The organism is Sphingomonas sp. 320_CC, assembly GCF_059691795.1.
In genome coordinates this window covers 883,865-910,309 of sequence record NZ_JCAWAE010000002.1, presented here as the reverse complement: position 1 = coordinate 910,309, position 26,445 = coordinate 883,865, and the positions used below count along the sequence as shown (strand labels likewise).

At 65.8% G+C, this 26,445-nt stretch carries 30 protein-coding genes; 16 read left to right on the top strand and 14 right to left on the bottom strand.

Features of this window, described 5'->3' with window-relative positions; genetic code table 11:
* Positions 1-115 precede the first annotated feature (115 nt).
* The 4 genes from AC59GX_RS11265 to AC59GX_RS11250 all read left to right on the top strand — a co-directional run bounded on the left by AC59GX_RS11265 (position 116) and on the right by AC59GX_RS11250 (position 3,506).
* Positions 116-499 carry a DUF983 domain-containing protein gene (locus AC59GX_RS11265; RefSeq protein WP_426282946.1) on the top strand — a complete coding sequence of 128 codons (384 nt, stop codon included), beginning with the start codon at positions 116-118 and terminating at the stop codon, positions 497-499.
* Positions 496-1,107, top strand: a complete 612-nt coding sequence (locus tag AC59GX_RS11260; protein WP_426282947.1) for an SURF1 family cytochrome oxidase biogenesis protein — start codon at positions 496-498, stop codon at positions 1,105-1,107. The genes AC59GX_RS11265 and AC59GX_RS11260 overlap by 4 nt, the downstream gene beginning before the upstream one ends.
* A 132-nt stretch (positions 1,108-1,239) precedes the next feature.
* Positions 1,240-2,640: a threonine synthase gene (gene thrC / locus AC59GX_RS11255; protein ID WP_426282948.1), complete on the top strand. Its 1,401-nt coding sequence runs from the start codon at positions 1,240-1,242 to the stop codon at positions 2,638-2,640.
* Positions 2,637-3,506 (top strand): class I SAM-dependent methyltransferase, encoded by an 870-nt coding sequence (locus AC59GX_RS11250; RefSeq protein ID WP_426282949.1) that lies wholly within the window; start codon positions 2,637-2,639, stop codon positions 3,504-3,506. The genes thrC and AC59GX_RS11250 overlap by 4 nt, the downstream gene beginning before the upstream one ends.
* Positions 3,507-3,826: 320 nt before the next feature.
* On the opposite strand, the gene AC59GX_RS11245 is transcribed toward AC59GX_RS11250, so the two are convergent.
* Together AC59GX_RS11245 and AC59GX_RS11240 are read right to left on the bottom strand one after the other, a co-directional pair.
* Entirely contained in the window at positions 3,827-4,798 is a 972-nt protein-coding gene (locus AC59GX_RS11245) for an agmatine deiminase family protein (protein WP_426282950.1), read from the bottom strand.
* The gene (locus AC59GX_RS11240) at positions 4,799-6,430 is read right to left on the bottom strand and encodes a M28 family peptidase (protein ID WP_426282951.1); all 1,632 of its coding nucleotides are present in this window, start codon (positions 6,428-6,430) and stop codon (positions 4,799-4,801) included.
* A gap of 167 nt (positions 6,431-6,597) precedes the next feature.
* Between AC59GX_RS11240 and AC59GX_RS11235 the strand changes: the two genes are divergently transcribed.
* The gene (locus AC59GX_RS11235; RefSeq protein ID WP_426282952.1) at positions 6,598-8,553 is read left to right on the top strand and encodes an alpha/beta hydrolase family protein; all 1,956 of its coding nucleotides are present in this window, start codon (positions 6,598-6,600) and stop codon (positions 8,551-8,553) included.
* A 63-nt stretch (positions 8,554-8,616) separates the two neighbouring features.
* Here the strand turns inward: AC59GX_RS11235 and rpsD are convergent, their stop codons facing one another.
* Positions 8,617-9,231: a 30S ribosomal protein S4 gene (gene rpsD / locus AC59GX_RS11230; RefSeq protein WP_056487297.1), complete on the bottom strand. Its 615-nt coding sequence runs from the start codon at positions 9,229-9,231 to the stop codon at positions 8,617-8,619.
* Between the two features lie 191 nt (positions 9,232-9,422).
* Here rpsD and AC59GX_RS11225 point away from each other — a divergent pair, with 191 nt between their 5' ends.
* Entirely contained in the window at positions 9,423-9,722 is a 300-nt protein-coding gene (locus AC59GX_RS11225) for a chorismate mutase (RefSeq protein WP_426282953.1), read from the top strand.
* On the opposite strand, the gene AC59GX_RS11220 is transcribed toward AC59GX_RS11225, so the two are convergent.
* The 6 genes from AC59GX_RS11220 to rpiB form a co-directional block, all read right to left on the bottom strand.
* Positions 9,719-10,516 carry an RNA methyltransferase gene (locus AC59GX_RS11220; RefSeq protein WP_426283482.1) on the bottom strand — a complete coding sequence of 266 codons (798 nt, stop codon included), beginning with the start codon at positions 10,514-10,516 and terminating at the stop codon, positions 9,719-9,721. The genes AC59GX_RS11225 and AC59GX_RS11220 overlap by 4 nt on opposite strands.
* A 70-nt stretch (positions 10,517-10,586) precedes the next feature.
* Complete coding sequence (locus AC59GX_RS11215; protein ID WP_426282954.1) at positions 10,587-10,967, bottom strand: GIY-YIG nuclease family protein; 381 nt, start codon at positions 10,965-10,967, stop codon at positions 10,587-10,589.
* Between the two features lie 139 nt (positions 10,968-11,106).
* Positions 11,107-11,571, bottom strand: a complete 465-nt coding sequence (gene nrdR / locus AC59GX_RS11210; protein ID WP_056487307.1) for a transcriptional regulator NrdR — start codon at positions 11,569-11,571, stop codon at positions 11,107-11,109.
* Positions 11,572-11,751, bottom strand: coding sequence for a hypothetical protein (locus AC59GX_RS11205; RefSeq protein WP_056053298.1), 180 nt, complete (start codon positions 11,749-11,751; stop codon positions 11,572-11,574). It lies immediately after the preceding gene.
* Between the two features lie 5 nt (positions 11,752-11,756).
* The gene (locus AC59GX_RS11200) at positions 11,757-13,067 is read right to left on the bottom strand and encodes a serine hydroxymethyltransferase (protein ID WP_426282955.1); all 1,311 of its coding nucleotides are present in this window, start codon (positions 13,065-13,067) and stop codon (positions 11,757-11,759) included.
* A complete protein-coding gene (gene rpiB / locus AC59GX_RS11195) occupies positions 13,064-13,498 on the bottom strand; it encodes a ribose 5-phosphate isomerase B (RefSeq protein WP_192977141.1) in 435 nt (144 codons plus the stop codon). The genes AC59GX_RS11200 and rpiB overlap by 4 nt, the downstream gene beginning before the upstream one ends.
* Positions 13,499-13,644: 146 nt before the next feature.
* On the opposite strand from rpiB, the gene AC59GX_RS11190 reads away from it, so the two are divergent.
* Genes AC59GX_RS11190 through AC59GX_RS11170 form a run of 5 tightly spaced genes read left to right on the top strand, consistent with a single transcriptional unit; the run spans position 13,645 to position 16,426 of the window.
* Positions 13,645-14,070, top strand: coding sequence for a hypothetical protein (locus AC59GX_RS11190; protein ID WP_426282956.1), 426 nt, complete (start codon positions 13,645-13,647; stop codon positions 14,068-14,070).
* A gap of 10 nt (positions 14,071-14,080) precedes the next feature.
* Positions 14,081-14,650 carry a sigma-70 family RNA polymerase sigma factor gene (locus AC59GX_RS11185; RefSeq protein ID WP_426282957.1) on the top strand — a complete coding sequence of 190 codons (570 nt, stop codon included), beginning with the start codon at positions 14,081-14,083 and terminating at the stop codon, positions 14,648-14,650.
* Entirely contained in the window at positions 14,643-15,353 is a 711-nt protein-coding gene (locus tag AC59GX_RS11180) for an anti-sigma factor (protein WP_426282958.1), read from the top strand. The genes AC59GX_RS11185 and AC59GX_RS11180 overlap by 8 nt, the downstream gene beginning before the upstream one ends.
* A 5-nt stretch (positions 15,354-15,358) precedes the next feature.
* Positions 15,359-15,817 (top strand): DUF3429 domain-containing protein, encoded by a 459-nt coding sequence (locus AC59GX_RS11175; protein WP_497301699.1) that lies wholly within the window; start codon positions 15,359-15,361, stop codon positions 15,815-15,817.
* A 51-nt stretch (positions 15,818-15,868) separates the two neighbouring features.
* The gene (locus AC59GX_RS11170) at positions 15,869-16,426 is read left to right on the top strand and encodes a Uma2 family endonuclease (protein WP_497301698.1); all 558 of its coding nucleotides are present in this window, start codon (positions 15,869-15,871) and stop codon (positions 16,424-16,426) included.
* A 32-nt stretch (positions 16,427-16,458) separates the two neighbouring features.
* On the opposite strand, the gene hemA is transcribed toward AC59GX_RS11170, so the two are convergent.
* Both hemA and murI read right to left on the bottom strand, forming a co-directional pair.
* Positions 16,459-17,721: a 5-aminolevulinate synthase gene (gene hemA, locus AC59GX_RS11165; protein ID WP_056066301.1), complete on the bottom strand. Its 1,263-nt coding sequence runs from the start codon at positions 17,719-17,721 to the stop codon at positions 16,459-16,461.
* A gap of 136 nt (positions 17,722-17,857) precedes the next feature.
* Positions 17,858-18,646, bottom strand: coding sequence for a glutamate racemase (murI, locus tag AC59GX_RS11160; RefSeq protein ID WP_426282961.1), 789 nt, complete (start codon positions 18,644-18,646; stop codon positions 17,858-17,860).
* 247 nt (positions 18,647-18,893) lie between these two features.
* On the opposite strand from murI, the gene plsY reads away from it, so the two are divergent.
* A complete protein-coding gene (plsY, locus tag AC59GX_RS11155) occupies positions 18,894-19,511 on the top strand; it encodes a glycerol-3-phosphate 1-O-acyltransferase PlsY (protein WP_056066307.1) in 618 nt (205 codons plus the stop codon).
* Positions 19,504-20,595 (top strand): DNA-processing protein DprA, encoded by a 1,092-nt coding sequence (gene dprA, locus AC59GX_RS11150; protein WP_426282962.1) that lies wholly within the window; start codon positions 19,504-19,506, stop codon positions 20,593-20,595. The genes plsY and dprA overlap by 8 nt, the downstream gene beginning before the upstream one ends.
* An 11-nt stretch (positions 20,596-20,606) precedes the next feature.
* Here dprA and AC59GX_RS11145 read toward each other — a convergent pair whose 3' ends face one another.
* Positions 20,607-20,843 (bottom strand): hypothetical protein, encoded by a 237-nt coding sequence (locus AC59GX_RS11145; RefSeq protein ID WP_426282963.1) that lies wholly within the window; start codon positions 20,841-20,843, stop codon positions 20,607-20,609.
* 437 nt (positions 20,844-21,280) lie between these two features.
* Here AC59GX_RS11145 and topA point away from each other — a divergent pair, with 437 nt between their 5' ends.
* Complete coding sequence (gene topA / locus AC59GX_RS11140) at positions 21,281-23,905, top strand: type I DNA topoisomerase (RefSeq protein WP_426282964.1); 2,625 nt, start codon at positions 21,281-21,283, stop codon at positions 23,903-23,905.
* A gap of 144 nt (positions 23,906-24,049) precedes the next feature.
* Here topA and AC59GX_RS11135 read toward each other — a convergent pair whose 3' ends face one another.
* Together AC59GX_RS11135 and panC are read right to left on the bottom strand one after the other, a co-directional pair.
* Entirely contained in the window at positions 24,050-24,346 is a 297-nt protein-coding gene (locus AC59GX_RS11135) for an SEL1-like repeat protein (protein ID WP_426282965.1), read from the bottom strand.
* Positions 24,347-24,424: 78 nt separating this feature from the next.
* Positions 24,425-25,276 (bottom strand): pantoate--beta-alanine ligase, encoded by an 852-nt coding sequence (gene panC, locus AC59GX_RS11130; protein WP_426282966.1) that lies wholly within the window; start codon positions 25,274-25,276, stop codon positions 24,425-24,427.
* A 75-nt stretch (positions 25,277-25,351) separates the two neighbouring features.
* On the opposite strand from panC, the gene AC59GX_RS11125 reads away from it, so the two are divergent.
* Both AC59GX_RS11125 and AC59GX_RS11120 read left to right on the top strand, forming a co-directional pair.
* Entirely contained in the window at positions 25,352-26,191 is an 840-nt protein-coding gene (locus tag AC59GX_RS11125; protein ID WP_426282967.1) for a division plane positioning ATPase MipZ, read from the top strand.
* A complete protein-coding gene (locus AC59GX_RS11120) occupies positions 26,188-26,442 on the top strand; it encodes a DnaJ domain-containing protein (RefSeq protein WP_426282968.1) in 255 nt (84 codons plus the stop codon). Before AC59GX_RS11125 ends, AC59GX_RS11120 begins: the two co-directional genes overlap by 4 nt.
* Positions 26,443-26,445 lie beyond the last annotated feature (3 nt).

Below are 26,445 nucleotides of genomic sequence, written 5' to 3'. Positions count from 1 at the left end.
ATGCGGCACGGATGCGAACCAACCGGCGCCCTCTTACCTTGTTCTCCCGCGAAGGCGGGAGCCCAGTCTGGATCCCCGCCTTCGCGGGGATACAAGGTATGGAGGAACTGACGGCGTGACCGAAGACCCATACCCGCTCGCCAAAGCCCCCACGATCGCCCAGGTCGCGCTGAAAGGCCTGTGCCCCCGCTGCGGCAAGCCCACGCTCTTCGCGAAATGGTCCAACTTCGCCGACAGTTGCCCGAACTGCGGGCTCGACTTCAGCAAGTTCAACGTCGGCGACGGCCCCGCCGCATTCCTGACCCTGATCCTCGGCGCGCTAGTCGTCGCGCTCGCGATCACGCTCGAACTCAAGGTGCACCCGCCGCTCTGGCTGCACATGCTGATCTGGATCCCCTTCACTGCCGGCGGAGTCGTCCTCTCGCTCCGAGCAGCCAAAGGCGCGCTCATGTCCGCCGAATACCGCAACGCAGCCCGCGAAGGCCGAATCGACCCGTGACCCGCACCGCACGACGCATACCCGTCATCCCGACCATCCTCGTCACGCTCGCGATCGCAGCGATGATCGGCCTCGGTCTGTGGCAACTCCTCGACCGCCTCCCGAAGAAGGAAGCGTTCCTCGCGCAGCTTGCCGCCAACCCCGCCAAGCCGCCAATGGCTTTCCCGCGCTTCCCCGACGAGACGCTGCTGTTCCGCCGCGCCTCTAGCCTCTGCCTCCAGCCGACCGAGATCAAGCTCGCCGGCGCCGGCAAATCCGGCTTCCGCGCGATCGCCCAGTGCCGCATCGGCGCGGAAGGCCCCGGCATGATCGTCCAGCTCGGCACCACGCGCGATCCGATGGCCAAGATCGCGTGGACCGGTGGCGAAGTCTCTGGCTACATCAGCCACGCGCCCGACGGCCGTTCGCTGATCGGATCGCTGTTCGATCACACCCCGCAGCGCCTGATGCTTGTCGCGGACACCCCGCAGGCCGGCCTTAGCCCCAACGGCAAGCCCGACATCGCGTCGGTGCCGAACAACCACCTCGCCTATGCCGGCCAATGGTTCTTCTTCGCCGCTATCGCCGCGATCATCTACACGCTCGCGCTGCGCCGCCGGCCTCGCTAGCCGTTCTCCTGCGAACGCAGGAGCCCAGGGTACCGCGCGCATTCCTTCGTAACCCTGGATTCCTGCGTTCGCAGGAAAACGGACAACGCCCGCAGCTTGTCGCCTCCCCGCCCATTCGCTAACCGCTTGGCCATGCGTTACATCAGCACCCGCGGCTCGGCGCCCATCCTAGATTTCGAAGCGGCGACGCTCGCCGGCCTCGCCTCCGATGGCGGCCTCTACCTCCCCGACGCGTGGCCGACGCTGACCCGCGACGAGATCGCCGCACTCGCCGGGCTATCGTATGTCGACACCGCCGTCGCGGTGATGGCCCCGTTCGTCGGCGACGCGATGACGCGCGAGGAACTGAAGGCACTCTGCGAACAGGCCTATGGTCGCTTCTCGCACGCCGCCGTGACCCCGCTGGTGCAACTCGACCACGACCAATGGCTGCTCGAACTCTTCCACGGCCCGACGCTCGCATTCAAGGACGTCGCGCTCCAGCTGCTCGGGCTGTTCTTCGAACGCTTCCTCGCCGGCACGGACAAGCACCTGACGATCGTCGGCGCGACCAGCGGCGACACCGGCTCGGCGGCGATCGACGCGGTCGCGGGGCGCGAGGGGATCGACATCTTCATGCTCCACCCGGTCGGCCGCATCTCCGACGTGCAGCGCCGCCAGATGACCACGGTGCTCAGCCCCAACGTCTACAACATCGCCATCGAAGGCAGCTTCGACGATGCGCAGGCGCTCGTGAAGGCGATGTTCAACGACCGCGCCTTCTCGACCAAGTTCGCGCTGTCGGCGGTCAATTCAATCAACTGGGCCCGCCTGATGGCGCAGGTGGTGTATTTCTTCTACGCCGCCGTCCGCCTCGGCGCGCCCGATCGCGAGGTCGCGTTCGCAGTCCCCACCGGCAATTTCGGCGACGTCTTCGCCGGTTATGTCGCGGCAAAGATGGGCCTGCCGGTGGCCAAGCTGGTGGTCGCGACCAACGTCAACGACATCCTCCACCGCGCGCTCAGCACCGGCGATTATTCGAAGGGGGGCGTCCAGCAGACCCCAACGCCGTCGATGGACATCCAGGTCAGCTCGAACTTCGAACGCCTGTTGTTCGACCTCGGCGATCGTGATGGCGCCGCGCTCGCTGCACAGATGGCCGGCTTCGAATCCTCGGGTGCGATGCGCCTCACCAACGCGCAGTCGCAGGGCGCCTCCGCGCTGTTCCAGAGCGAGCGCATCGATCTCGACGACATGACGCTGGCGATGCGCTGGGCGCACGAGCACGCAGGGCAGGTGATCGACCCGCACACCGCGATCGGCCTCGCCGCAGCCCTGCGCACCGAAGTCCCCGCCGGCGTGCCGATCGTGACGCTCGCCACCGCGCACCCCGCCAAGTTCGGCGATGCGGTCGAGCGCGCCACCGGCGTCCGTCCCTCGCTGCCCACCCGCGTTGGCGACCTGTTCGACCGCGAGGAGCGCTACGCCACGCTGCCTGCGACCTTCGAGGCGATCACCGCCTACATCACCGAGCGCGCGAAGCCGTCGGCATGAAACTCGAAACCCTCATCGGCGAGCCCTGGGCGGATTACGGCCTGATCGACTCCGGCCACGGCAAGAAGCTCGAACGCTACGGCCGCTTCCGCTTCATCCGCCCCGAACCACAGGCGATGTGGGCGCCCGCCTCGCCCGACTGGCAGGCGCAGGGCGAATTCGTCCCCGGCTCCGACGAGGACGGCGGCGGCCGCTGGGAATTCGCTGAACCCGTTCCCCGCGAAGGCTGGACGCTCAAGTGGAACGAGGTGTCCTACACCGCGCAGACCACCCCGTTCCGCCACCTCGGCTTCTTTCCCGACATGGCGCCGGTGTGGAGCTGGATGCGCGAGCGCGTCGCGGGGCTCGACTCGCCCGAGTGCATGAACCTGTTCGGCTACACAGGCGTCGGCACGCTGGCGATGGCGACCAAGGGCGTCCGCATGGTGCATGTGGATGCGTCGAAGAAGTCGGTCGAGGCGGCCAAGGCGAACGCGAAGCTGTCCGGCATGGCCGACGCGCCGATCCGCTGGATGACCGACGACGCGGCGAAGTTCGTCGCGCGCGAAGTACGGCGAGGGCGGCGGTATGATGGGATCCTGCTCGATCCGCCGAAATATGGGCGTGGGCCGGAGGGTGAAGTGTGGCGGCTCGAAGAAGACCTGCCGAAGCTGATCGCCGACTGCCGGAAGCTGCTCGACGAGAACTCCCGTTTCCTGTTCCTGACGGTCTACGCGGTCCGGATGTCCGCTCTGGCGATCGGCGAACTGCTGAACCAAGTGTTCGCAGACCTCCCCGGCAAGGTCGAAGTCGGCGAACTCGGCGTCCGCGAAGAAGCGCGCGGGCTGACGCTCCCCACCGCAATCTGGGCCCGCTGGAGCCGCTGAACTCGCCCTCTCGCCACCACCCCGGCGAAGGCCGGGGCCCAATTGGGAAGGTTGGCATAACGAAGGGACGGTCCTCCGTTGGCTACGTACCCCAATTGGACCCCGGCCTCCGCCGGGGTGGTGGTTGGTTCAGGGAGCGGTACAAACACGGCAACTCCCATCTCATTCGTGCCGAGTAGAGACCGAGTAGCCCGCTTGGGCGTATCGAGGGCTCGTATCGAGGTACAGGTTCCGAACGCCAACCTGTCCTTCGATACGCCGTCTCGATACGCTCCTTACGGAGCTACTCGACAGCTACTCGGGACAAACGGAAAGTGGGTTTACCCCGGAATCTGCTGCGAGATGCAGTGGAAGCTCCCGCCCCCGGTCAGGATATGGTCCGCGCGCTGTCCCACGACCTCGCGGTCCGGGAACAACGCCTGGATCGCGACAACCGCCGCCGCATCGTTCTCGGCTCCGTACAACGGTACCACCACCGCGGCATTGCCGATATAGAAGTTCATGTAGCTCGCCGGCACGACCTCCTCGTCGCGCAGCACACGGCCCGGCGACGGGATCGTCACGACCTCCAGCCCGGCCGCCTCGGCATCCCGCGCCGCGTTCTGGTACACCTGCCAGTTCGGATCGTTGTCGGTCGCCTTCGGGATCGCCACGCGCCCCTCGCCGACGAACCGCGCGAGGTTGTCGACATGGCCGTCGGTATGATCGTTGACCAGCCCGTCCCCCAGCCACACCACGCGCGTATAGCCCAGATCGGACGCCAGCCGCGCCTCGATCTCCGCCTTGCTCAGCGACGGATTGCGGTTGCGGTTGAGCAGGCACTGCTGCGTCGTCACCACCGTCCCGGTACCATCGCCATCGATCGCGCCGCCCTCGAGCACCCAGTCGCACGCCTCGACTCGCGTGTTCCGGCTCTCCGCCAGCCGCTGCCCGATCGTGTCGTCACCGGGCAGGTCATACTTCCCGCCCCAGCCGTTGAACCGAAAGTCCCGCGCGCTGCCGTCGCCGACGATGATCGGCGCGGTATCACGCAGCCAGATATCGCCGAACGGCTCGACCACCACGTCCGCGAACGGGGCAAGCTTCTTGGCGGTGGTCGCCGACCCGACATCGGCGGCGACCAGGATCACGGTCTCGCCCTTGCCGCCAGCATGTACCGCTTTGGCAAACGCGACGACCTCGTCCCGCGCGGGCTCGAGATCCTCAAGCCACAGGTCCGCATGGCTCGGAAAGCCGATCCAGACGGCCTTGTGGTGCGCCCATTCGGCGGGTGTCGAGACGGTCGTGGTCACTTACTTGGCTCCTGCGCGATCGCGGTCACGGATGCCGCGGAATTCGGCGGTCTTATACCAGTTCGGCCACAGACTGGTATCGTCCGCGAGCTTCCGCCCAAGCCCGTAATAGATCGTCAAATCCTCGACCGTACCCGACCAGTCCCACTTCGCGTCATATTCGTCGGCCGGCTTGTGATAGCGGTGCGCGACATAATCCTCGCGCGCCGCGTGCCCCGCTGCCGTACCACCGACAACGAGGTCTTCGCCGCTCCCGCCATCGAGCATCGGCACGCCAAGCTTGGCAAAACTGAAATGGTCGGACCGATAATAACTGCCACGCTCCGGGTTCGCCTCGGTGCCGATCACGCGGCCCTCGGCGGCAACGAACGGCTTCACCAAATCCTCGATCTCCGATTTACCCGCGCCGACCAGCACGAAATCCTTCGCGCGCCCAACGATGTTCAATCCGTCCATGTTCACGCCGCCGACGGTATGCGCCAGCGGATACACCGGGTGCTCGGCATAGTAGCGCGATCCGAGCAGCCCCGATTCCTCTGCCGTCACGGCCAGGAACGCGATCGAACGCTTGGCCGGCCCCGCCTTCGCCTGAGTCTCCGCCAAGGCAATCAGCCCGGCCACGCCACTCGCGTTGTCCAGAGCACCATTGCAGATATCGTCGCCGTCTACCGCGTCGCAGCGCCCGAGATGATCCCAATGGGCGGAGTACATCACGTAATCATTCGGGGCGGCAGTACCGGGCAACACGCCGATGACGTTCTTCGACGCCTGCCGCTTGATCGTGTTGTCGAACCCACCGCCGAACTTCAGCCCGAGCGGCACCGCCTTGAACCCCTTCACCTTGGCCGCCGCCGCCAGCGTCGCGTAATCCTTGCCCGCGCTCGCGAACACGCGCTCCGCCGCGGGCTTCTGCATCCAGCCGACGATCTGCGACTGGTCGAGATGATCGCCCTTCTCGTCCAGCTCGAGCTGCGGCCCGGTCCACGACGACTGCACCACCGCCCAAGGGTACGCCGCCGGCTCGGTATCATGGACGATGATCGCCGCCGCCGCGCCGTGCTTCGCCGCATTCTCGAACTTGTACGGCCAGCGCCCGTACCACGTCATCGCACGGCCCTCGAACGGCCCCTCGCGCGACATCGTCTGCCAGTCGGCGTCGTTGATGAGGATGACCACGGTCTTCCCCTTCACGTCGGTGCCGGCATAATCGTCCCAGCCCTTCTCGGGCGCGGTGATGCCGTAGCCGACGAACACCACGTCGCTATTCGCCACCGCGGACTTGGGCGCCACGCGGTACGTCCCCGCAACCATGTCGGTGCGATAGGCAAGACTGACGGGCGCCTTGCCGCCGGTGAAGGTGAACGGCGCGACGTTGCCGGCGGTGACCTCCACCATCGGCACGTCCTGCGTCCACGACCCCTTGTTGCCGGGCTTCAGCCCCGCCGCCTTCATCCGCTCGACGATATACGCGACCGTCTTCGCTTCCGCAGGCGTGGTCGGCGCACGGCCCTCATACGCGTCGGACGACAGCACCTGCGTGACGGTCTTCAACGTCTCGACCGAGATCGCAGGGGTGGTCTGCGCGGACGCGGCGGTCCCGAGCAGCAGCAAAGGCAAAATGGCAGCGCGCATCTACATATCCCCGTTAAGTCATACGCATTTTGGCAGTGCGCTCGATACCGCGCAAGCGCCGCTGCTCTTGCCGTGCCGCCCGGCGTCGATAGGATACCCAAAGGGGACATTGGGGGGAAACGGCGATGCGGTTACGATCTGCAATTCGTGCGAGTGCTACCGTCTGCGTGGCATTTGGAATGCCGCCAGCGCAGGCAGCCCCCGACCCCGTCGGACCGACCGCCGCCGCCTTCGGCGCTCGTGAAGCCATCCGACAGATCAGCCTGTCGCCGGACGGCACGCACGTCGCGCTGGTCGTGCCCACGAACGGCCGCGGCGAAGCGCTTCAGATTGCCGATCTCGTCGCGGGCGGCAATCCGAGGACGATCCTGACCGCATCGGGAAACCCCGACCATCTCGCCGATTGCCATTGGTCGACCACGATCCGGCTGGTCTGTCAGATGGTCACCGTCGCCGACGATGGCTACAACATACTGGGTTTCAGTCGCGCGATCGCGCTCGATAGCGACGGCGGCAAGATGAAGATATTGACCGCATCCGACAACGCCCGCGCGCTGGACGTGATGCAGGACGGCGGCACCGTGATCGATTGGACCGCCGACGGTGCAACCGGATCGGTGCTGATGACCCGCAAGTTCGTACCCGAGGTGACCACGGGGACCCATCTAGCGAACGAGACAGACGGCCTGGGTGTGGAACGAATCGATACCGTCACGCTCGCCCGTCGAACGATCGAACAGCCGCGTGGCGGTGCGGTCGAATATATCAGCGATGGCCAAGGTGTCGTGCGGATCGTCGGAACGCGCGCCAAGACCGGTATCGGATACGATGCTGCCACCATCAGCTATTCGTATCGAAAACCCGGCGACCGTGGTTGGCAACCACTCGGCCGCCTGACGATCGGCGGAGATGGAGATACGGGCTTCAATCCCTATGCCGTCGATTCTGGTCTTAACGTCGCCTATGGTTTCGACGACAAGGACGGACGGACCGCGCTCTATAAAATCGCGCTGGACGGTAGCCTGAAACGCGAGGTCGTCCTTGCTCGAGCCGATGTCGACGTCGACCAGTTGATCAGGATCGGGCGACAGAAGCGCGTGGTCGGCGCGTCCTATGCTACCGATCGCCGCGAGACGGAGTTCTTCGACCCCGCGTTGCGGGCCCTCGCCGCGTCACTGCGAAAGGCACTGCCCGGCCAACCTCTGATCACGTTCGTCGACGCGAGCAGCGACGAAAGCAAGCTGTTGCTGTTCGCGGGCAGCGACGTCGATCCCGGTCGCTACTATCTGCTCGATCGGGCGACGCGAAAGATGGAGGAAGTGCTGCCCGCACGGCCGCAACTCACAAAGACCACGCTCGCCAGCGTCAAGCCGATCACCTTCCGTGCCGCCGACGGGACGATGATCCCCGGTTATTTGACCTTACCCGCCGGCAGCACAGGGAAAGGGCTGCCGGCGATCGTGATGCCACATGGCGGCCCCGGCGATCGGGACGAGTGGGGCTTCGACTGGCTCTCGCAATTCTTCGCGGCGCGCGGGTTCGCGGTGCTGCAACCGAACTTCCGTGGATCGACGGGCTATGGATCGGCTTGGTTCAAGAAGAATGGCTTCCAGTCCTGGCGGACCGCGATCGGCGATGTCGACGACGCCGGCCGCTGGCTGGTATCGCAGGGCATTGCTGCGCCGGACAAACTCGCGATCGTCGGCTGGTCGTATGGCGGCTATGCGGCACTGCAATCGTCGGTGGTGGATCCGGGTCTGTTCAAGGCGATCGTCGCGATCGCGCCGGTCACCGATCTCGATAGCCTTCGCGAAGAGTCGCGGAACTATAGCAACTTCAAGATGGTCGACGCCTTTATCGGGCAGGGCCCACACATTCGCGAAGGCTCGCCTGCGCGCAACGCCGACAAGATCAAGGTGCCGGTCCTGCTGTTCCACGGCGACAAGGACCGCAACGTCGGGATTGGCGAATCCCGGCTGATGGCGACCCGGCTGAAATCCGCTGGGGGCAAGGTCGAGCTGGTCGAGTTCGCCGGGCTGGATCACCAGCTTGACGACGCAAGTGCGCGGACGACCATGCTGACGAAAGCGGATGCATTCCTTCGCGCGTCACTCGGCATGTAGCGCAACGAAAAAGGGCGGCCCCCGCGGGACCGCCCTTTTCCTCGTATCAATAATACCGAAAGATCAGCGCGAGTAGAACTCGACGACCAGATTCGGCTCCATCTTCACCGGGTAAGGCACTTCGTCGAGCGTCGGGACGCGCGTGAAGGTGACCTTGGCCGCGCCGTCGGTGGCGACGTAATCGGGAATCTCACGCTCGGCGAGGCTCTGGGCTTCCATGACCAGCGCCATTTCCTGCGCCTTGGTGCCCAGCGTGATCTCGTCGCCGACGAAGCAGCGACGCGAGGCGATGTTGCACTTCACGCCGTTGACGCGGATGTGGCCGTGCGAAACGATCTGGCGTGCCGCGAAGATCGTCGGCGCGAACTTGGCGCGGTAGACGATCATGTCGAGGCGCTGCTCGAGCAGGCCGATCAGGTTCTGCGAGGTATCGCCCTTCAGACGCGCAGCCTCGTGGTAGCATGCACGGAACTGCTTCTCGGTCACGTCGCCGTAATAGCCCTTAAGCTTCTGCTTGGCGCGCAGCTGGATACCGAAATCGCTGACCTTGCCCTTGCGGCGCTGACCGTGCTGGCCCGGACCGTATTCGCGCTTGTTGACCGGCGACTTGGGACGACCCCAGATGTTCTCGCCCATACGGCGATCGAGTTTGTACTTCGCGCTTTGACGCTTCGACATAGTAAGTCCTTGGCAAATGCTAACAACGTTGTTCCCGGTATCGCTCTGCTGGCTGTACGAGACTGATGTCCAGACAGGGCAGGGCCACCGCTTCACCGGGGTGCAGGGCCATTGCGAAGGCGGGCGCCTAGACGGGGGGCGGTCCAGAGTCAAGCTGGACAGGCCGGATGGGGCTCGGCAAGAGACGGCGCATGACCATTCTCCCCGGCCCAGATTGCAGCACCATGACCGAGGTCCGCGCAGGCGTCGACGCGCTCGACCGCGACTTGGTCGCGCTGCTCGCCAGGCGCTTCGCCTACATGGACGCAGCCGCGCGCATCAAGCCGGAGCGCGGGCATGTGCGCGACGAGGGTCGGAAGACACAGGTGATCGACAATGCGCGGGCCGAGGCGGTGAGGCTGGGCGTTCCGGAGGCCGTGGTCGCGGATCTGTGGGAACGCCTGGTCGAAGCCTCGATCGCCTACGAACTCGCCGCCTTCGACCGGCGCTAGGCTCGCGGTCTCTTCCCCGCCAGCGACGACAACACCCCGCGGAGAGTCCGGATCTCCTGGCTCGACCAGCCCGGCTTCGTCAACAGCGTGCGGAGAGTCCGCCGCGTCGACTGCATCTTGTCGGGCAGGTGGAAGAACCCCGCCCCCATCAGCATCGCGTCGAGCTGCCCGATCATCCCGTCGAGCTCTTCCTGCGGTGCGGGCGGCATGATCGGGTTGATCGACGGCTGCGACAGCTCGCGCTCGGCGGTTAAGCCCTTCGACCATTCATATGCGACCAGGATCACGGCCTGGGCGAGGTTGAGTGAGCCGAATTCCGGGTTGATCGGCACCGTGATGATCGTCCGCGCGACCGCGACGTCGTCGGTTTCGAGGCCGGAGCGCTCGGGTCCGAACAGTATCGCGGAGCGGCCGGGGGCGGCGTGGATCTCGGTTGCGGCCTGTTCGGGGGTGACGACCGGCTTGGTCACGCCGCGTTTCCGCACTGTGGTGGCGTAGATTTGCGCGCAATCGGCGGTGGCGGCGGCGACGCTGTCGTAGACCTTTGCGTTCTGGAGCACGATGTCGGCACCGCTGGCGGCGGGACCGGCGGAGGGGTTGGGCCAGCCGTCGCGCGGGGAGACCAGACGCATTTCGGTCAGCCCGAAATTGAGCATGGCGCGCGCGGCCTTGCCGATGTTCTCACCGAGTTGGGGGCGGACCAGGACGATTACGGGGGGTGGAGTCGAGGCGCCGACCGCTCCAAGCCCGTCCGAGAGCACATCGCTGTCGCTAGCCACGTCCGTACCAATCATGTTTTCGTCAATCACGTCGCCAAATCCACCAATCTCGTCAAGCTCACCAAAGTCGTCCGGCACAACCAATTCATCGCGGTCGGCCAATCCGTCGTGCCCGCCAAGTCAACCTGCTCACCCACCCCACCCCGTTCGTCCTGAGTAGGGGCTGAGCGAAGCCGAAGACCCGTATCGAAGGATTTGCGCGAGAGTAAGCGCACCGCGTCCCAATCCCTGCCGCCAATGCTTCTTTCTTTGCCCGGGTCCAGCCTTTCAACTGGTGCTCGGCTTCCAGAGCCTCGATCCTGCTGGGGAAATCCTGCGACCACATCAGCGTCACCGGGCGCCGATCGTGCGTGTATCCCGGAAGCTCACCGTGCTGATGTTGCGCGATCCGGCGTTCCAGGGCGTCGGTGTGGCCGATGTAGTAGCTGCCGTCGGAACAGCGGAGCATGTAGGCGTAAAAGCTCATGCGACCTGTCCTTCGATACGGGCCTTCGCCGAGCTCAGTCCCTACTCAGGACGAACGGAAGAGGAGTGAGGAACCGTCGATAAGGTAAAGTTTGCGATGCTGCCAGTTGCGCGGACGCGAGCCGGGCAATGCGCGCGCATCACTCCGCTCGCCCGACCTCCTCAACACTCCCGGCAAAAGCCTCGAAGTCCTTCGCCTCGCTAAAATCCCGATACACACTCGCAAACCGGATATACGCCACCGAATCGAGCCCCTTGAGCCCGTCCATCACCATCTCGCCGATCCGCTTCGACGTCACGTCGTTCTCGCCCAGCGTTTCCAGCCGCCGCTGGATCCCACTCACCAGCTTCTCGATCCGTCCCGCCTCGATCGCCCGCTTCCGCGTCGCGATCGACAACGACCTGAGCAGCTTCTCGCGATCGAACGGCTCCCTGCGCCCCTCACTCTTCAGCACGAACAGTTCGCGCAACTGGATCCGCTCGAACGTCGTGAAACGCGCGGCGCACCCTTCGCATTGGCGCCGACGTCGGATCGCCGCCCCGTCTTCGGTGGGGCGGCTGTCCTTTACCTGGCTGTCTTCATGTCCGCAGAAGGGGCAGCGCATTCAGACCTTCTTCTTGCCCTTGTAATAGGCGTAGCCCGCGCCCGCGAGTGCGCCGAAGATCGGGCCGATTACCGGCACCGGGATCGCCACGACCGCGCCGAGTGCGCTCCACTTGGCCATGCTCTTGCCGAGGCCGGGGGTCGCCTTGATGTCGTTCTGGACGTCGTCGAACTTCGACATGCTGTTTATCCTTGATAGATCGGGAAGCGCGCGCACAGTGCACGAACACGCGTCCGAACGTCCGCTTCGACTTCCGGGTCCCCATGCTCGCCCTTTTTCGCGAGGCCGTCCAGCACGTCGGCGACCATATTGCCGATCTCGCGGAACTCCGCCGGGCCGAACCCGCGCGTCGTGCCTGCGGGCGAACCGACGCGGATGCCGCTCGTCTTGACCGGCGGCAGCGGATCGTTGGGGATGCCGTTCTTGTTGCAGGTGATCCCCGCGCGCTCCAGCGCCTCGTCCGCATCGCGCCCGGTTATGCCGAGCGGGGTTAGATCGATCAGCGCGAGATGCGTGTCGGTGCCGCCCGAGACTACGTCCGAGCCGCGCTCCTTGAGCGTCGCCGCCAGCACCTTCGCGTTCTCGACGACCGCGGCGATGTAGCTCTTGAAGTCGGGCTGAAGCGCCTCGCCGAACGCGACCGCCTTCGCCGCGATCACATGCATCAGCGGCCCGCCCTGCAGACCCGGGAACACCGCTGAGTTGATCTTCTTCGCGATCGCCTCGTCATTGGTCATGATCATGCCACCGCGCGGGCCCCGCAGAGTCTTGTGCGTGGTGGTCGTCACGACATGCGCATGGCCGAACGGCGTCGGGTGCAGGCCCGCTGCGACGATCCCGGCGAAATGCGCCATGTCGACCATGAAATACGCGCCGACCTTGTCTGCGATCGCGCGGAACTTCGCGAAATCGATGACGCGGGGATAGGCCGAGCCACCCGCGATGATCAATTTCGGCTGATGCTCGACAGCCAGCGCCTCGACCTGATCGTAGTCGATCAGGTGCGTAGTCGCATCAACACCGTACTGGACCGCATTGAACCACTTGCCCGACATCGCCGGCTTCGCGCCATGCGTCAGGTGACCGCCTGCATCGAGGCTCATGCCGAGGATCGTGTCGCCCGGCTTGACCAGCGCCAGCATCACCGCGCCGTTCGCCTGCGCGCCCGAATGCGGCTGCACGTTGACGAACCCGCAGCCGAAGATCTGCTTGGCGCGCTCGATCGCCAGCGTCTCGACCGTGTCGGACGGCGCACAGCCCTGGTAATAGCGCTTGCCCGGATAGCCTTCCGCGTACTTGTTCGTGAACACCGAGCCCTGCGCCTCTAGCACCGCCTTCGAGACGATGTTCTCGGACGCGATCAGCTCGATCTGCGTCTGCTCGCGCTCGAGTTCGGCGGCGACGCCGGCGAATACGGCAGCGTCTGCATCGGCGAGGCCGCGCGTGAAAAAGCCGTCGGGCTGGACGTCGTGGAGTTCGCGGGGCTGAGTGCTCATGCGGGGACCTTTAACTTGTCGACACGGAGTTGATGACGGCCGCCGGCGAATTCGGCGGACAGGAAAGCTTCGACGCACGCCTTCGCCATTTCTTCGCCGATCAGGCGGGCGCCCATCGCGATAGCGTTGGCGTCGTTGTGGATGCGCGCAAGGCTCGCCGACAGCGGTTCGGACACGAGCGCGCAGCGGCAGGCGGGATTGCGATTGGCAGCGATCGAAATACCGATCCCGGAGCCGCACAGCGCGATACCGCGCTCGGCTCGACCGTCGGCGATCGCCGACGCGAGCTTGAACCCATAGTCCGGATAGTCGACGCTGGCGGTGCCTTCGGGCCCGAGATCGAGCACGTCATGCCCTGCCTCGCGCAGCCAAGCGGCGAGCACCGCTTTCAACGAAACGGCGGCGTGATCGGACGCGATGGCGATGCGCACCTGGCGTATTCCTGTGACGGGAGATCGGGTGCCCAGCCCCCTACCCCCCCGAGCCGGAATTTGCCACACCTGTTCGCGGGCGCTTTCGTCAGGATGGCGCGTTAAGGTCGAGAATGACGTCGAACGAGACCGTGAAGGAGACATTCATGAAGGCCCTCACCCTGCTTGCCGCCGCCGCGCTGACCGCATGTTCCGGCCCGGCCCCCGATACCAGCAGCGACGGCAACATGACGTCCGCCGGATCGGTCGAACGCAAGGTCGCCGCTCCCAAGCCTAAACCGGCGCCCGACTACACCGGTCGCTGGATCGGCGTCGAAGGCATGGTCCTCGACGTCGCCCCGACCGCCACCGCCGGCCACTACGCACTGACGATGCAATGGGACCTCGACAACAAGGGCAAGTTCGACGGCATCGCGACCGGCGACACGATAGCGTTCGATCGCGGTGGCGTCCGCCAAACGCTGCGCCCGACCAACGGCGACGCGACCGGGCTCAAATACCTTTTCGGCAAAACCGACTGCCTCACCGTAAAGCCCGGTGAAGGCTATTGCCGCGACGGACTTAGCCGCTAGGTTCCCGCCCGTGACTATCGCACATGCCAACGCCGACGCCGCCCGCGCGCACCTCTCAGAAGTGCTCCTGCGCACCGGGCAAGAGGACCGCGAAGCGTTTCGCGAACTCTATACGCTGACCAGCGCGAAGCTTTTCGGGATCACCCACCGTATCTGTGGCAACGCCCAAGCCGCGGAGGATGTGCTGCACGAGGTCTATCTCACGATCTGGAAACGCGCCGGTGCCTGGGAACCCGGCCGCGCGAGCCCGATAACCTGGTTGGCGACGATCGCGCGCAACCGCGCCATCGACTGGCAGCGCGCACAGGGCGTCCGCCGCACGAGCCCGCTCGACGATGCGCCCGACGTCGCCGATCCCGGCGAGGGTGCCGAGGCAGGGATGCTGGCGAGCGAATCATCGCGCGAACTGATCGAGTGCCTGAACGGCCTCGAACCGCAACAGCGCGACGCGATCCGGACCGCGTTCTTCGACGGCATCACCTACGCCGAACTCGCGATCAAGCGCGCCGTGCCGCTGGGCACGATGAAGAGCTGGGTCCGCCGCGGCCTCGCCCGCCTGAAGGATTGCCTCGATGGTTGATCCGACCACCGATGCCGGCGTGCCTGAGGACATTGCCGCCGCCGAACTCGCACTCGGCCTGCTCGAAGGCGAGGAACGCGGAGCCGCACTTCGCCGCGTACTCGCCGAACCCGGTTTCGCCGCGCAGGTCGAATGGTGGCGGTCGCGCCTGGCGGTCTTGTTCGACCTCTGGCCCGAACACGCCGCGCCGGCGCATCTTGCCACCCGGATCGAAGCCAGTCTCGATGGCACGCCAGCCCCCGCGCAAACGAGCCGCTTCGCTTGGCCGGCGCTCGCCGCCGTCACCAGCGCGATCGCCGCATCGCTGTTGCTGTTCGTCATGGTCCGCCCAGAACCGACCGTGCCCGTCTCGCAACCGATCCCCGTCGCGCGCCCGACCAGCGTGCTCGTCGCGATGCTCGGCGACGCGAAGTCGCCCGTCGCCGCAGTGTACGATCCCGCAAACGGCGCGCTCCGCGTCGCGGCCGGTCCCGGCGTTCCGAACGCCCGCGTCGCGCAGCTCTGGGTGATCGGCGGCGACGGCGTGCCGCATTCGCTCGGCCTGCTCTCGGGCCGTCCGACCTCACTGGCACCCAAGGGCGTCGACCGCGGTCGCATAACCCCCGGCGCGACGCTCGCGATCTCGGTCGAGCCACTCGGCGGCTCGCCGACCGGCCTGCCAACCGGCCCGGTCGTCGCTACCGGCGTGGTCGCGCGCGTCTGATGCCCGTGCGACCTACCGCGACCGGCGGCATCCCGCCGATCGCGCGGCTGCTCGGGCTGAGCGGCCTCCTCCCGCAACTCGCGGCAGTCGCGCTGCTGCTGAGCGGCGATCCGCAAAGCCGGTTCTCCGCGCTGGCGATCGCCTACGCCTATGCCGCGATCATCCTGAGCTTTCTCGGCGGGCTCTGGTGGGGCTTGGCCGCGCGCGCCGACTCGCCGCCCCGCTGGCTGTGGTTCGCCAGCGTCGCGCCGTCGCTGATCGCGCTAGTCACCGCCTGGCCCTGGATGGTCGGCCTGCGCTGGCCCGGTCCCTCGCTGGTCGTGCTCGGCATCAGCCTGATCGCCGCGCTGCTCGTCGACCGCGCGCTGGTCCGCGCCGGCATCGCCCCGCCGGGCTGGATGGCCTTGCGCATACCTTTGTCGCTTGGTCTCGGCGTCCTGACGATGCTCGCCGCCGCGCTTTAAGGCCACGCCGCACGATTCGCGGGCTGGCTCGATTCATGGTACGAATCGGTCATGAATACATCCGCCGCGAGTCTCCGCACCGATCGGCAGGAAAAGGCGCGTTTCACCACCGCCGAGTTCCTGCGCATGGGTGAGTCCGGCGCGTTCGACGACATGAAGGTCGAACTGGTCGAAGGGGAACTCGTCCGGATGAACCCGCCCCAGTTTGCGCACGCCTCGCGTCAGGCCAAGATCGCCATTCGCCTGTCTCGTCTATTTGCTGAGTCAAGAATCGTTGGCGAGGCCGGCGTCGATCTGGGTAACGATACGGTGCTTGGTTGCGACGTCGCCGTTCTACGCACGTCGGTCGAAGAAAACCGCCTATTGCTCGCCGCCGACTTCCTGCTCGTCGTCGAAGTCGCGGAAACGTCGGTCGCGCGCGATACCACGATGAAGCGCTTCGCCTATGCGCGCGGCGGCATTCCGCATTACTGGGTGGTCGATGGAAACCGGTCCGTGGTCCATGTCTACGCCAACCCCCTGGAAGGCGATTACACGCGGTTCCATTCGGTAGGTTTCGGTGAAACGCTAGACGTGCCGGGCGCTGACGGCTCGATTACGATCGACTGATCAGCGCTGCACCGCAGTGAGCGGGACCAGCCTCAAGCCGCCTTGCGCAGATCCAGGCGGCTCCAGATCTCCACCAGCGCATCCGTCAGTTCGCGCATCATCGCCTCAGTATGCGCAGGGCCCGGCGTGAATCGCAGCCGCTCGGTGCCGCGCGGCACGGTCGGATAGTTGATCGGCTGCACGTACACGCCGTATTCGGCGAGCAGCACGTCGCTGATCTTCTTCGCCTTGACCGGATCGCCGACCATCAGCGGCACGATATGCGTATCGCCAATCATCACCGGCAGCCCGGCGTCCTTCAGCATCGCCTTCAGCATCGCCGCCGACGCCTGCTGCCCCTCGCGCTCGACGCTCGAGCTTTTCAGATGCCGCACGCTCGCGAGCACGCCAGCGACCAATACCGGCGACAGCGAGGTCGTGAAGATGAACCCCGGCGCGTACGAGCGGATCACATCGACGATCGTACGATCGGCGGCGATATAGCCCCCCATCACGCCGAATGCCTTGCCGAGCGTCCCCTCGAGGATCGTGATCCGGTGCGCGACCTCGTCCCGCTCCGAGATGCCGCCGCCGCGCGCGCCATACATCCCGACCGCGTGGACTTCGTCGCAATAGGTCAGCGCGTTGTACCGGTCGGCCAGATCGCACACCGCGGAGATCGGCGCGATGTCGCCCTCCATCGAATACACACTCTCGAACGCAATCAGTTTTGGTGCCGCCGGATCTTCGGCCGCGAGGAGTTCTTCGAGATGCGCGAGGTCGTTGTGGCGAAACACCCGCTTCTCGCAGCCCGAATTGCGGATGCCCGCGATCATCGACGCGTGATTCAGTTCGTCGGAAAAGATGATGCACCCCGGCAAAACCTTTGCCAAGGTCGCCAGCGTGGCCTCGTTCGAGACGTAACCGCTCGTGAACAGCAAAGCCGCTTCCTTGCCGTGCAGGTCGGCGAGTTCGCCTTCCAGGTCGACATGGTAATGCGTGTTGCCGCCGATGTTGCGCGTGCCGCCCGAGCCCGCACCGACGTCATGCAACGCCTCTTCCATCGCCGCGATCACCTTCGGATGCTGGCCCATCGCGAGGTAATCGTTCGAGCACCAGACCGTGATCGGCTTCGGCCCGTTATGCCCGGCGAAGCAGCGCGCATTCGGAAACGCGCCCTTGTTACGGAGAATGTCGATGAAAACGCGGTAGCGCCCTTCGGCATGCAACCGGTCGATCGCCTGCGTGAAAACGCGCGAATAATCGACTCGCGGACCCTTGATCGAATCCGTTGCCGGAATGCCGTCGCTAATCATGGCCTTGGGCACTACGCCTCGCTTTCACTCGTTTCCAGCGCAATACCGCTCTTACGGTGATCGCTTTCCTCATCCTGGCAGCACATTGCCACGATGCGGCCGCGACGCAAGGTGGCACATTGTCCCAGGTCAGCGCTTAAAGCTGCTCGATCCTGCCAAACCCGTGCGCCGCCAGAGCCGGTCCGAGCGCGCGCTCCTCGTCGCCCAACCGGGTGAAGACGGCAACGCCCTCCCCCGCGCCCGACCATGATTCGCCCTGCATGAGATGCACGATCCGCCGCGCGATCCCCGGTCCACCATCGACGAAGCGTACATCGGGAGCAGCGGCCGCAAGCTCCGCTTCCACCAGTGGAAAATGCGTGCAGGCGTTGACGATCACGTCGATCGAATGGCCACCGGGTTGCGAAAACAAGCCGTCTAGCACCGCTGCATAACATTCCGGCGCGACGACTCGGCCGTGCAATTTCGCCTCGGCCATCTCGACCAGAGCCGCCGAGCCGTAACGCAGCACCGTGCAATCGCCCGCGAACTTCGCCGCTAGATCATCGACATACGCCTGCCGCACCGTCGCCTCGGTCCCCAGCACGCCGATCGTCCGCGTCTTCGACAGCAGCGCGGCGGGCTTGATCGCCGGCACCGTCCCGACCACCGGCAGGTCGAGCGCCGCGCGCACCACCGGCAGCGCGATCGTCGAGGCGGTGTTGCACGCGATCACGATCAACCGCGGCCGATACCGCTCCGCCAGCCGCCCCAGCAGCACAGGCACCCGCGCCGCAATCTCCGCCTCGCTTTTGGTCCCGTAGGGGAAGCCGGCCGAGTCGGCGGCATAGACGAACGGCGCATCGGGCAGCGCGGCGCGCGCCGGACCGACGATCGACAGCCCGCCGACACCGGAATCGAAAAACAGGATGGGGCGCGTGTCCATGCGCTGTCCTTAGGATGAATTAACCGGGTTAAACCAGAGCAACAGATTCCCCTCCCTAGAAGGGAGGGGTTAGGGGTGGGTCGGCTTCCGCATCCGCAAACCTCGCGACATGAGCCGACCTACCCACCCCCAGCCCCTCCCTTCCAGGGAGGGGAGCACGTCGGCCCTTGGCGTCCCTCGCTGAAATTCACGCCATTTGCCGTCAGCCCCGCGTCGTTTATAAGCCCCTCCAGAACGGGGGACATAGTTGCAGACGGAAATTCTCTGGGTCGCGCCCACGCTATCGCTCGTGCTGAGCTATCTGCTCGGCTCGATCCCGTTCGGTGTCATCCTCACGAGGCTCGGCGGCGCAGGTGATCTGCGGACGATCGGCTCGGGCAACATCGGCGCAACCAACGTCCTGCGCACCGGCCGGAAGGGTCTCGCCGCTGCCACGCTGCTGCTCGACATGGCCAAGGGTGCGGTCGCCGTGCTGCTGGTCGCACACCTGTTCCCCGGCAACGCACTGCTCGCGGCTGCCGGTGCGTTCATCGGCCATTGCTACCCCGTCTGGCTGAAGTTCAAGGGCGGCAAGGGCGTCGCAACCCTCATGGGCATCGTCGTCGCACTCCACTGGCCACTCGGGCTGGTCTACGCGGTCGTTTGGCTGGGACTTCTCGCAGGCCTGCGCATCTCCTCGGTCGCAGGCATGGCCGCAGCCCTCAGCGCGCCATTTGCCGCGGCCCTGTTCGGTCGCTTCGATCTCGTTTTGCTGCTCCTCGCACTCGCGTTGATCGTCCTGTGGAAGCACCGCGAGAACGTCGATCGCCTGTTCTCCGGCACCGAGCCACGCATCGGCCGCTCCAAACGACCACCGGGTGACTGACCCGACGGTCTCAAGACTTCGGCTCATCCGCACGACCGGGATCGGACCGGTCACCTATCGCCAACTCATCGCCCGCTTCGGCAGCGCCGACGCCGCGATCGACGCGCTCCCGATGCTCGCCCAACGTGGCGGCGGACGCGCGCCAAGAATCGCAGACGCCGCCCTCGCCGAACGCGAAATGGCCGCCACCGCAAGGCTCGGCGCACGCTACCTCTTCCTCGACGACCCGGACTATCCCCGCCTGCTCGCCGAGATCGAGACCGCACCCCCGGCCCTGATCCTCCGCGGCGACATCGCGCACGCCAGCCGCCCCTGCATCGCCATGGTCGGCGCGCGCAACGCATCCGCCGCCGCCTGCCGCTTCGCCCGCCAGCTCGCGCTGCAACTCGCAGAAGAAGGCACGACGATCGTCTCCGGCCTGGCCCGAGGGATCGACACCGCAGCGCACATCGGCGCGCTCGGCGCAGACTCCAGCGGCGCCACGATCGGCGTGATCGCCAGCGGCATCGACATCGCCTACCCGCCCGACAACACCGCGTTGCAAGAGCGCATCGCCACCGAAGGCCTCCTGCTCGCCGAACAGCCCCCCGGCACCGAGCCCAAGGCGCGCAACTTCCCCTCGCGCAACCGCATCATCGCCGGCCTCGCGATCGGCACCGTGGTGGTCGAGGCCGTCCCCAAGTCCGGCTCGCTCATCACCGCGCGCCTCGCCAACGAGTCCGGCCGCGAAGTCATGGCCGTCCCCGGCAGCCCGCTCGACCCGCGCGCGCAAGGCTGCAACCTGCTGATCCGCGAAGGCGCCACGCTCGTCCAATCGGCGGCCGACATCCTCGAACAGATCCGCCCGTTCGACCCGCGTTCGGTCCGCTCGCCGATCGATTCCTACGCCGCCTCGCCCCCGGAAGACGCGACCGATACCGAGCGCCGCAGGATCACCGACCTGCTCGGCCCCGTACCGGTGACGATCGACGAACTCATCCGCCAGTCGCACCTAAGCCCGGCGGTCGTCCAAACCGTGCTGCTCGAACTCGAACTCGGCGGCCATCTGGAACGTCATGCGGGCGGCCGAGCCAGCCTGCGCTGATCGTCCTGGTTTCAGGACGCCGCCAAGGCCACACTACCCTCAGCCTGCGAGTTCGCCATCCACGCCGCAGCCCAGTCCTTTGCCTCATGCGTCTTCGCGATTGCCGCGAGCAGCAGGTCCAGTTCGTGCTGGTGCGAGGCGATCAGGTTGAGGACATGAGGCTCCGGATCCGACTGGCGAAGAATGACGATGTTTTTGGCAAGGAACGAACACTTCCATTTCGCTATCGCGAGGTCATGTCTGGTCACGCTCTATCCTCCCCGTCCAGTGCAGAACATTGGCTCGCGCCTTCCAGCAACGATCCATCGTGATTACGCCGAACTGCAAGTCCTTGGCGAAACGAGGTATCCGGTTGCGGTAGCCAGGAAGCCGGACGAAAATTGTGCGCGCGACCAGATATAGCGGCCGGTGAAAGAGATGACTGAGGACCGTCAATTGTAACGATCTCTGCGCCTGATCTGATCGGACGCAACGAAAGGGATTGGTCTACTGTCATCATACCGACACGGATATTGTGCCAGCAGCGCCGGCATAATCCGGGAAATACCCCGCCCCCAGGAGCCCCTCTCGAAAAGCAGCGCCTGCGTCCTCATCTGCGTACTCCGCTCATACCCACCCCGGGTTGACGGCACCGCCCCTTCGTCCCCACCCTCGTACGCGTACACGTAAGGACCCCGGTTTCCCCATGCAGCTTGTCATCGTCGAATCGCCTGCCAAGGCCAAAACCATCGAGAAGTATCTGGGCAGCGATTACCGCGTCCTGGCCAGCTACGGCCATGTCCGCGATCTGCCGCCCAAGGACGGCTCGGTCGATCCCGACGATGCGTTCGCGATGACGTGGGAGAATTACGCGGACAAGTCGAAGCAGCTGAAGGCGATCACCGATCTCGCCAAGCTCGCCGACCGCCTGATCCTCGCGACCGATCCGGATCGCGAGGGCGAGGCGATCTCGTGGCACGTTCGTGAGGTCCTGCGGGCGCGGAAGGCGCTGCCGAAAGAGGTCGAGCGCGTCACCTTCAACGCCATCACCAAGGCGACCGTCACTGAGGCGATGAAGAACCCGCGCGAGTTGGACGACGACCTGATCGACGCGTACCGCGCCCGCCGCGCTCTGGATTACCTGGTCGGCTTCACGCTCTCGCCGGTGCTGTGGCGCAAGCTGCCCGGCGCCAAGTCCGCCGGTCGCGTCCAGTCGGTGTCGCTCCGGCTGATCGTCCAGCGCGAGCGCGAGATCGACGTCTTCAAGCCGCAGGAATACTGGTCGGTTACGGCCGAGATGGAGCATGACGGCACCGCCTTCACGTCGCGCCTGACGCAGTTCGAGGGCAACAAGCTCGACCGCCTCTCGATCGGCAACGAAGGCGATGCCCTGCGCGCGAAGCAGGCGGTGCTCGACGGCAATTTCTCGGTCCAGTCGGTCGAGACCAAGCCTGCCACGCGCAACCCACCGCCGCCGTTCACCACCTCGACCCTGCAGCAGGAAGCCTCGCGCAAACTCGGTTTCTCGGCCGATCACACGATGCGGATCGCGCAGGGCCTCTACGAGGACGGCACGATCACCTACATGCGTACCGATGGCGTGCAGATGGACGGCAGCGCGATCAGCGCCGCGCGTCTGGCGGTCGCGAACCGCTTCGACGCGAGCTATGTCCCCGACAAGCCGCGGCAATACCAGTCGAAGGCGAAGAACGCACAGGAAGCGCACGAAGCGATCCGCCCCACCGATTTCGGCAAGGACAAGGCCGGCGGCGGCGATCATGCGCGCCTCTACGACCTGATATTCAAGCGCGCGCTCGCCAGCCAGATGGCGTCCGCCCGCATGGAGCGCACCACGGTCGAGATGGCCGACGGCACCGGCCGCAACATCCTGCGCGCCACCGGCCAGGTCGTGCTCTTCCCCGGCTACCTCGCCTTGTACGAGGAAGGCTCGGATGACTCGGCCGACGAGGACGCCCGCCGCCTGCCGCGGATGCGCGAAGGCGATGCGCCCGCCAAGAAGAAGGTCGACGCTGAGCAGCACTTCACCCAGCCGCCGCCGCGCTTCTCCGAAGCCTCGCTGGTCAAGCGGATGGAGGAACTCGGCATCGGCCGCCCGTCCACCTACGCGTCGATCATTAAGACGCTGAAGGACCGCGCCTACGTCCGGATCGAGAAGAACCGCTTCTTCGCCGAGGAGAGCGGGCGCCTAGTGACGGCGTTCCTCGAGCGTTTCTTCGAGAAATATGTCGGCTACGACTACACCGCCGAGCTGGAAGAAGAACTCGACGACGTCTCCGGTGGCCGCGCGCAGTGGCAGTCGGTGCTCGACGCGTTCTGGCGCGATTTCAAGCCTCGCACCAACGAGGTGATGGAGCAGCAGCCCTCGGCGATCACGGCGGAGCTCGACACCTTCCTCGCGCCGTATCTGTTCCCGGCCAAGGCTGACGGCGGCGATCCGCGTCTCTGCCCGAACTGCGGCGAGGGCCAGCTGGCGCTCCGCGGCGGCAAGTTCGGCGCGTTCATCGCGTGCTCGAACTATCCCGAGTGCAAATACACGCGCCGCTTCGCGCAACCCGGCGGCGACGCCGAGGCGGATGCGGGCCCGTCGACGCTCGGCACACACCCCGACACGGGCCAGCCGATCGAGCGCAAATCGGGACGCTTCGGCCCGTACCTGCAGATCGGCGAAGGCGAAGACCGCAAGATGGCCTCGATCCCGAAGGACATCGGCGAGCTTAATTTGGAATGGGCGGTCAAGCTGCTGTCGCTCCCGCGGACAGTCGGCAACCACCCCGAGACCGGCGAACCGATCATATCCACGATCGGCAAGTTCGGGCCGTACCTGAAGCACGCAGGCAAATACGCCCGCCTCCAGACCACGGCAGACGTGTTCGAGACGGGCATGAATGCCGCGGTGGTGAAGCTTGCCGAAGCGGCAGCCGGCGGCGGCCGCACCGCGCGTGGGGCGCAGGCACCGCTCAAGGTCCTCGGCAACCATCCGCGCACCGAGGCCGAGATCAAGCTGATGGAAGGGCGTTACGGCGCCTACGTCACCGACGGCACCACCAACGCGACGCTGCCCAAGTCGATCGAAAAGGATCAACTGACGCTAGAGGAAGCCGCGTCGCTGATCGACGCACGCGCCGCCGCGGCGCCGGCGACGAAGAAGAAGAAAGCGCCCGCCAAGAAGCCAGCGGCGAAAAAGGCGCCTGCCAAGACGGCAATGGCCAAGGACGAGGCTGAGGCTGAGGCGAAGGCTCCAGCGAAAAAGGCTCCAGCGAAAAAGGCCCCCGCCAAGAAAGCCGTCCCAAAGAAGACAGCGGAAGCGTAACCTTTCGATCCTCCCCCGCTAGGGGGAGGTGGCACCGCAGGTGACGGAGGGGGAGGACACGAAACGACGGTCATCGCTTACCGCCCCCTCCGTCTGGCAAGTGCCAGACACCTCCCCCTGGCGGGGGAGGATACAGACGCTAGCCTAAGCAGCCCGGCGCTGCGTCAGCTGCATCCAATCCCGAGCAGCGCGCTGCGCCACCGAGATTTCCCGAGCGGTCATGTCCTCGGCGATCTCGGCACGACATTCCTGCGCGGCGATGTTCCCCGACACCGCCGCCAGGTTAAACCACTTATGCGCCTCGATCAGGTCGAGGACGACGCCCGACGTCCCCGTCGAATACACCATCCCCAGTTCGTAACACGCCCGGTCGTCGCCGCGCGCGGCATCTGCCAGACGGCGTTCCATTCCGATATTCGCGTTCTTGAGACTGCTACCCATGGTCTTGCCCCCAATGTTCTTGAAGGCAGACTGCCGTGATTCGGGCTACGAAATGGTTAATGGGTTAACGCTCGATTTTTACAACGCGTCTGGCGCATCGATGGCGATGTTATCGATCAACCGCGTCGCACCCATCCGCGCTGCCGCCAGCAACCGCCACGGACGACCCACTGCCGGCTTTTCCGCGAGCGTTTCGGCATCCGCCAGCGCGACGTAGTCGATCGTGAACCCCGCGCCGACCAACGCCGTCCGCGCATCGTCCAGCACTGACTCGACGTCCTCGCCCTTCGCAATCGCCCGCGCGGCGACACCCAGCGCACGCGGCAGGGCTACCGCCTGCTTGCGCTGTTCGTCGTCGAGATAGATGTTGCGCGACGACATCGCCAAGCCATCGTCGTCGCGCTGCGTCGGCACCCCGACGATATCGATAGCGAAGTCGAGATCCGCCACGAACCGCCGGACGACCGCCAACTGCTGGTAATCCTTCTCACCGAAATAGGCTGCGTCGGGCCCGACCTGGTTGAACAGCTTCGACACGACCGTCGCGACGCCGTCGAAATGGCCGGGTCGCGAGGCGCCGTCGAACCCATCGCTGACACCCGACACGCGCACCGACGTCGCAAAGCCATCGGGATACATCGTCTCGACCGACGGCAGCCAGAGCAGGTCGCACCCGGCTTCGTTGAGCATCCGGATATCCGCCATCTCGCGCCGCGGATAGCGCGACAGATCCTCGTTCGGCCCAAACTGCGTCGGGTTGACGAAGATCGACGCAACGGCCTTGGTCCCCGGCCGCTTCGCCGCCTCGATCAGCGCGACATGGCCCGCGTGCAGCGCGCCCATCGTCGGGACGAGCGCGACGCGCTGGCCGCCCGCACGGAAGGCGGCGACGCTTTCGCGTAACGCATTAAGGTCCCGGACGGTGTCCACGTGAAACTCCTACTCGATAAGTGCGGTCGCGGCTTCTATGAAGGGTGACTGTTACGATCAATAAGGAAACGCGCGTTGGCCACGGGCCCGGATTCTCCTCAAAGCTCAACGCACGTCCCCCCGTCGGCAACGACGCACGTGATCGTGTTCGCCAACGAGAAGGGCGGCACCGGCAAGTCGACGACCGCGGTGCACGTCGCGATCGCGCTTGCCGCCAAGGGTGCGCGCGTCGCGTGTCTCGATCTGGATCACCGCCAGCGCACCGTCGGCCGCTATCTCGACAACCGCGCCGAGACGATGAAGCGCAACGGCTCGATCCTGCCGATGCCGCGTCACGCGACGCTGTCGGAGCAGAGTGAAGACCAGTTCGAGGATCTGTGGCACTCGCTGTGCGAAGGCTCGGACTTCCTCGTCGTCGACACGCCGGGCCGCGACGACCCGTTCGCACGCACCGCCGCCGCGCTGGCGAACACGCTCGTCACGCCGATGAACGACAGCTTCGTCGACTTCGACCTGATCGGTCAGGTCGATCCCGAGACGTATCAGGTGACGCGCCCGAGCTTCTATTCCGAACTGATCTGGGATGCGCGAAAGCAGCGCGCACGCGCCGACGGCACGACGATCGACTGGGTCGTGCTGCGCAACCGCCTCCAGCATATTGAGGCGCGCAACATGCGCCGCGTGTCGGACGCGCTCGCGCAACTGGCGAAGCGCGTCGGCTTCCGGATCATCCCGGGGCTCGGCGAGCGCGTGATCTACCGCGAGATGTTCCCCGCTGGCCTGACGATGATCGATTCGAAGGCGTTCGGCAGCATGGGCCTCGCGCATGTCGCCGCGCGCCAGGAACTGCGCGAGATGATGGCGGCATTGCAGCTGCCCGAAGTGGTCGAGCAGGTTCCGGGCGTCGCTGCGTGAAGTGGATCGTCGCCGCCGTCTTCATCTGGCTGGCCTGGCATTACCTCCGCCCCAAGCCGAAACAACGCATGGTGACGGATGAAGCCGAAGCACGCTCGATCCTCGGCATCGACAGCAACGCGAACGCCGACGCGATCCGCAACGCCCACCGCCGCCTGATCGCCTCGGTTCACCCCGACCGCGGCGGCTCGACCGACCTGACCCGGCGAGTCAATGCGGCGCGCGATCTCCTCCTGAAGCGGACCCGGTAAAGG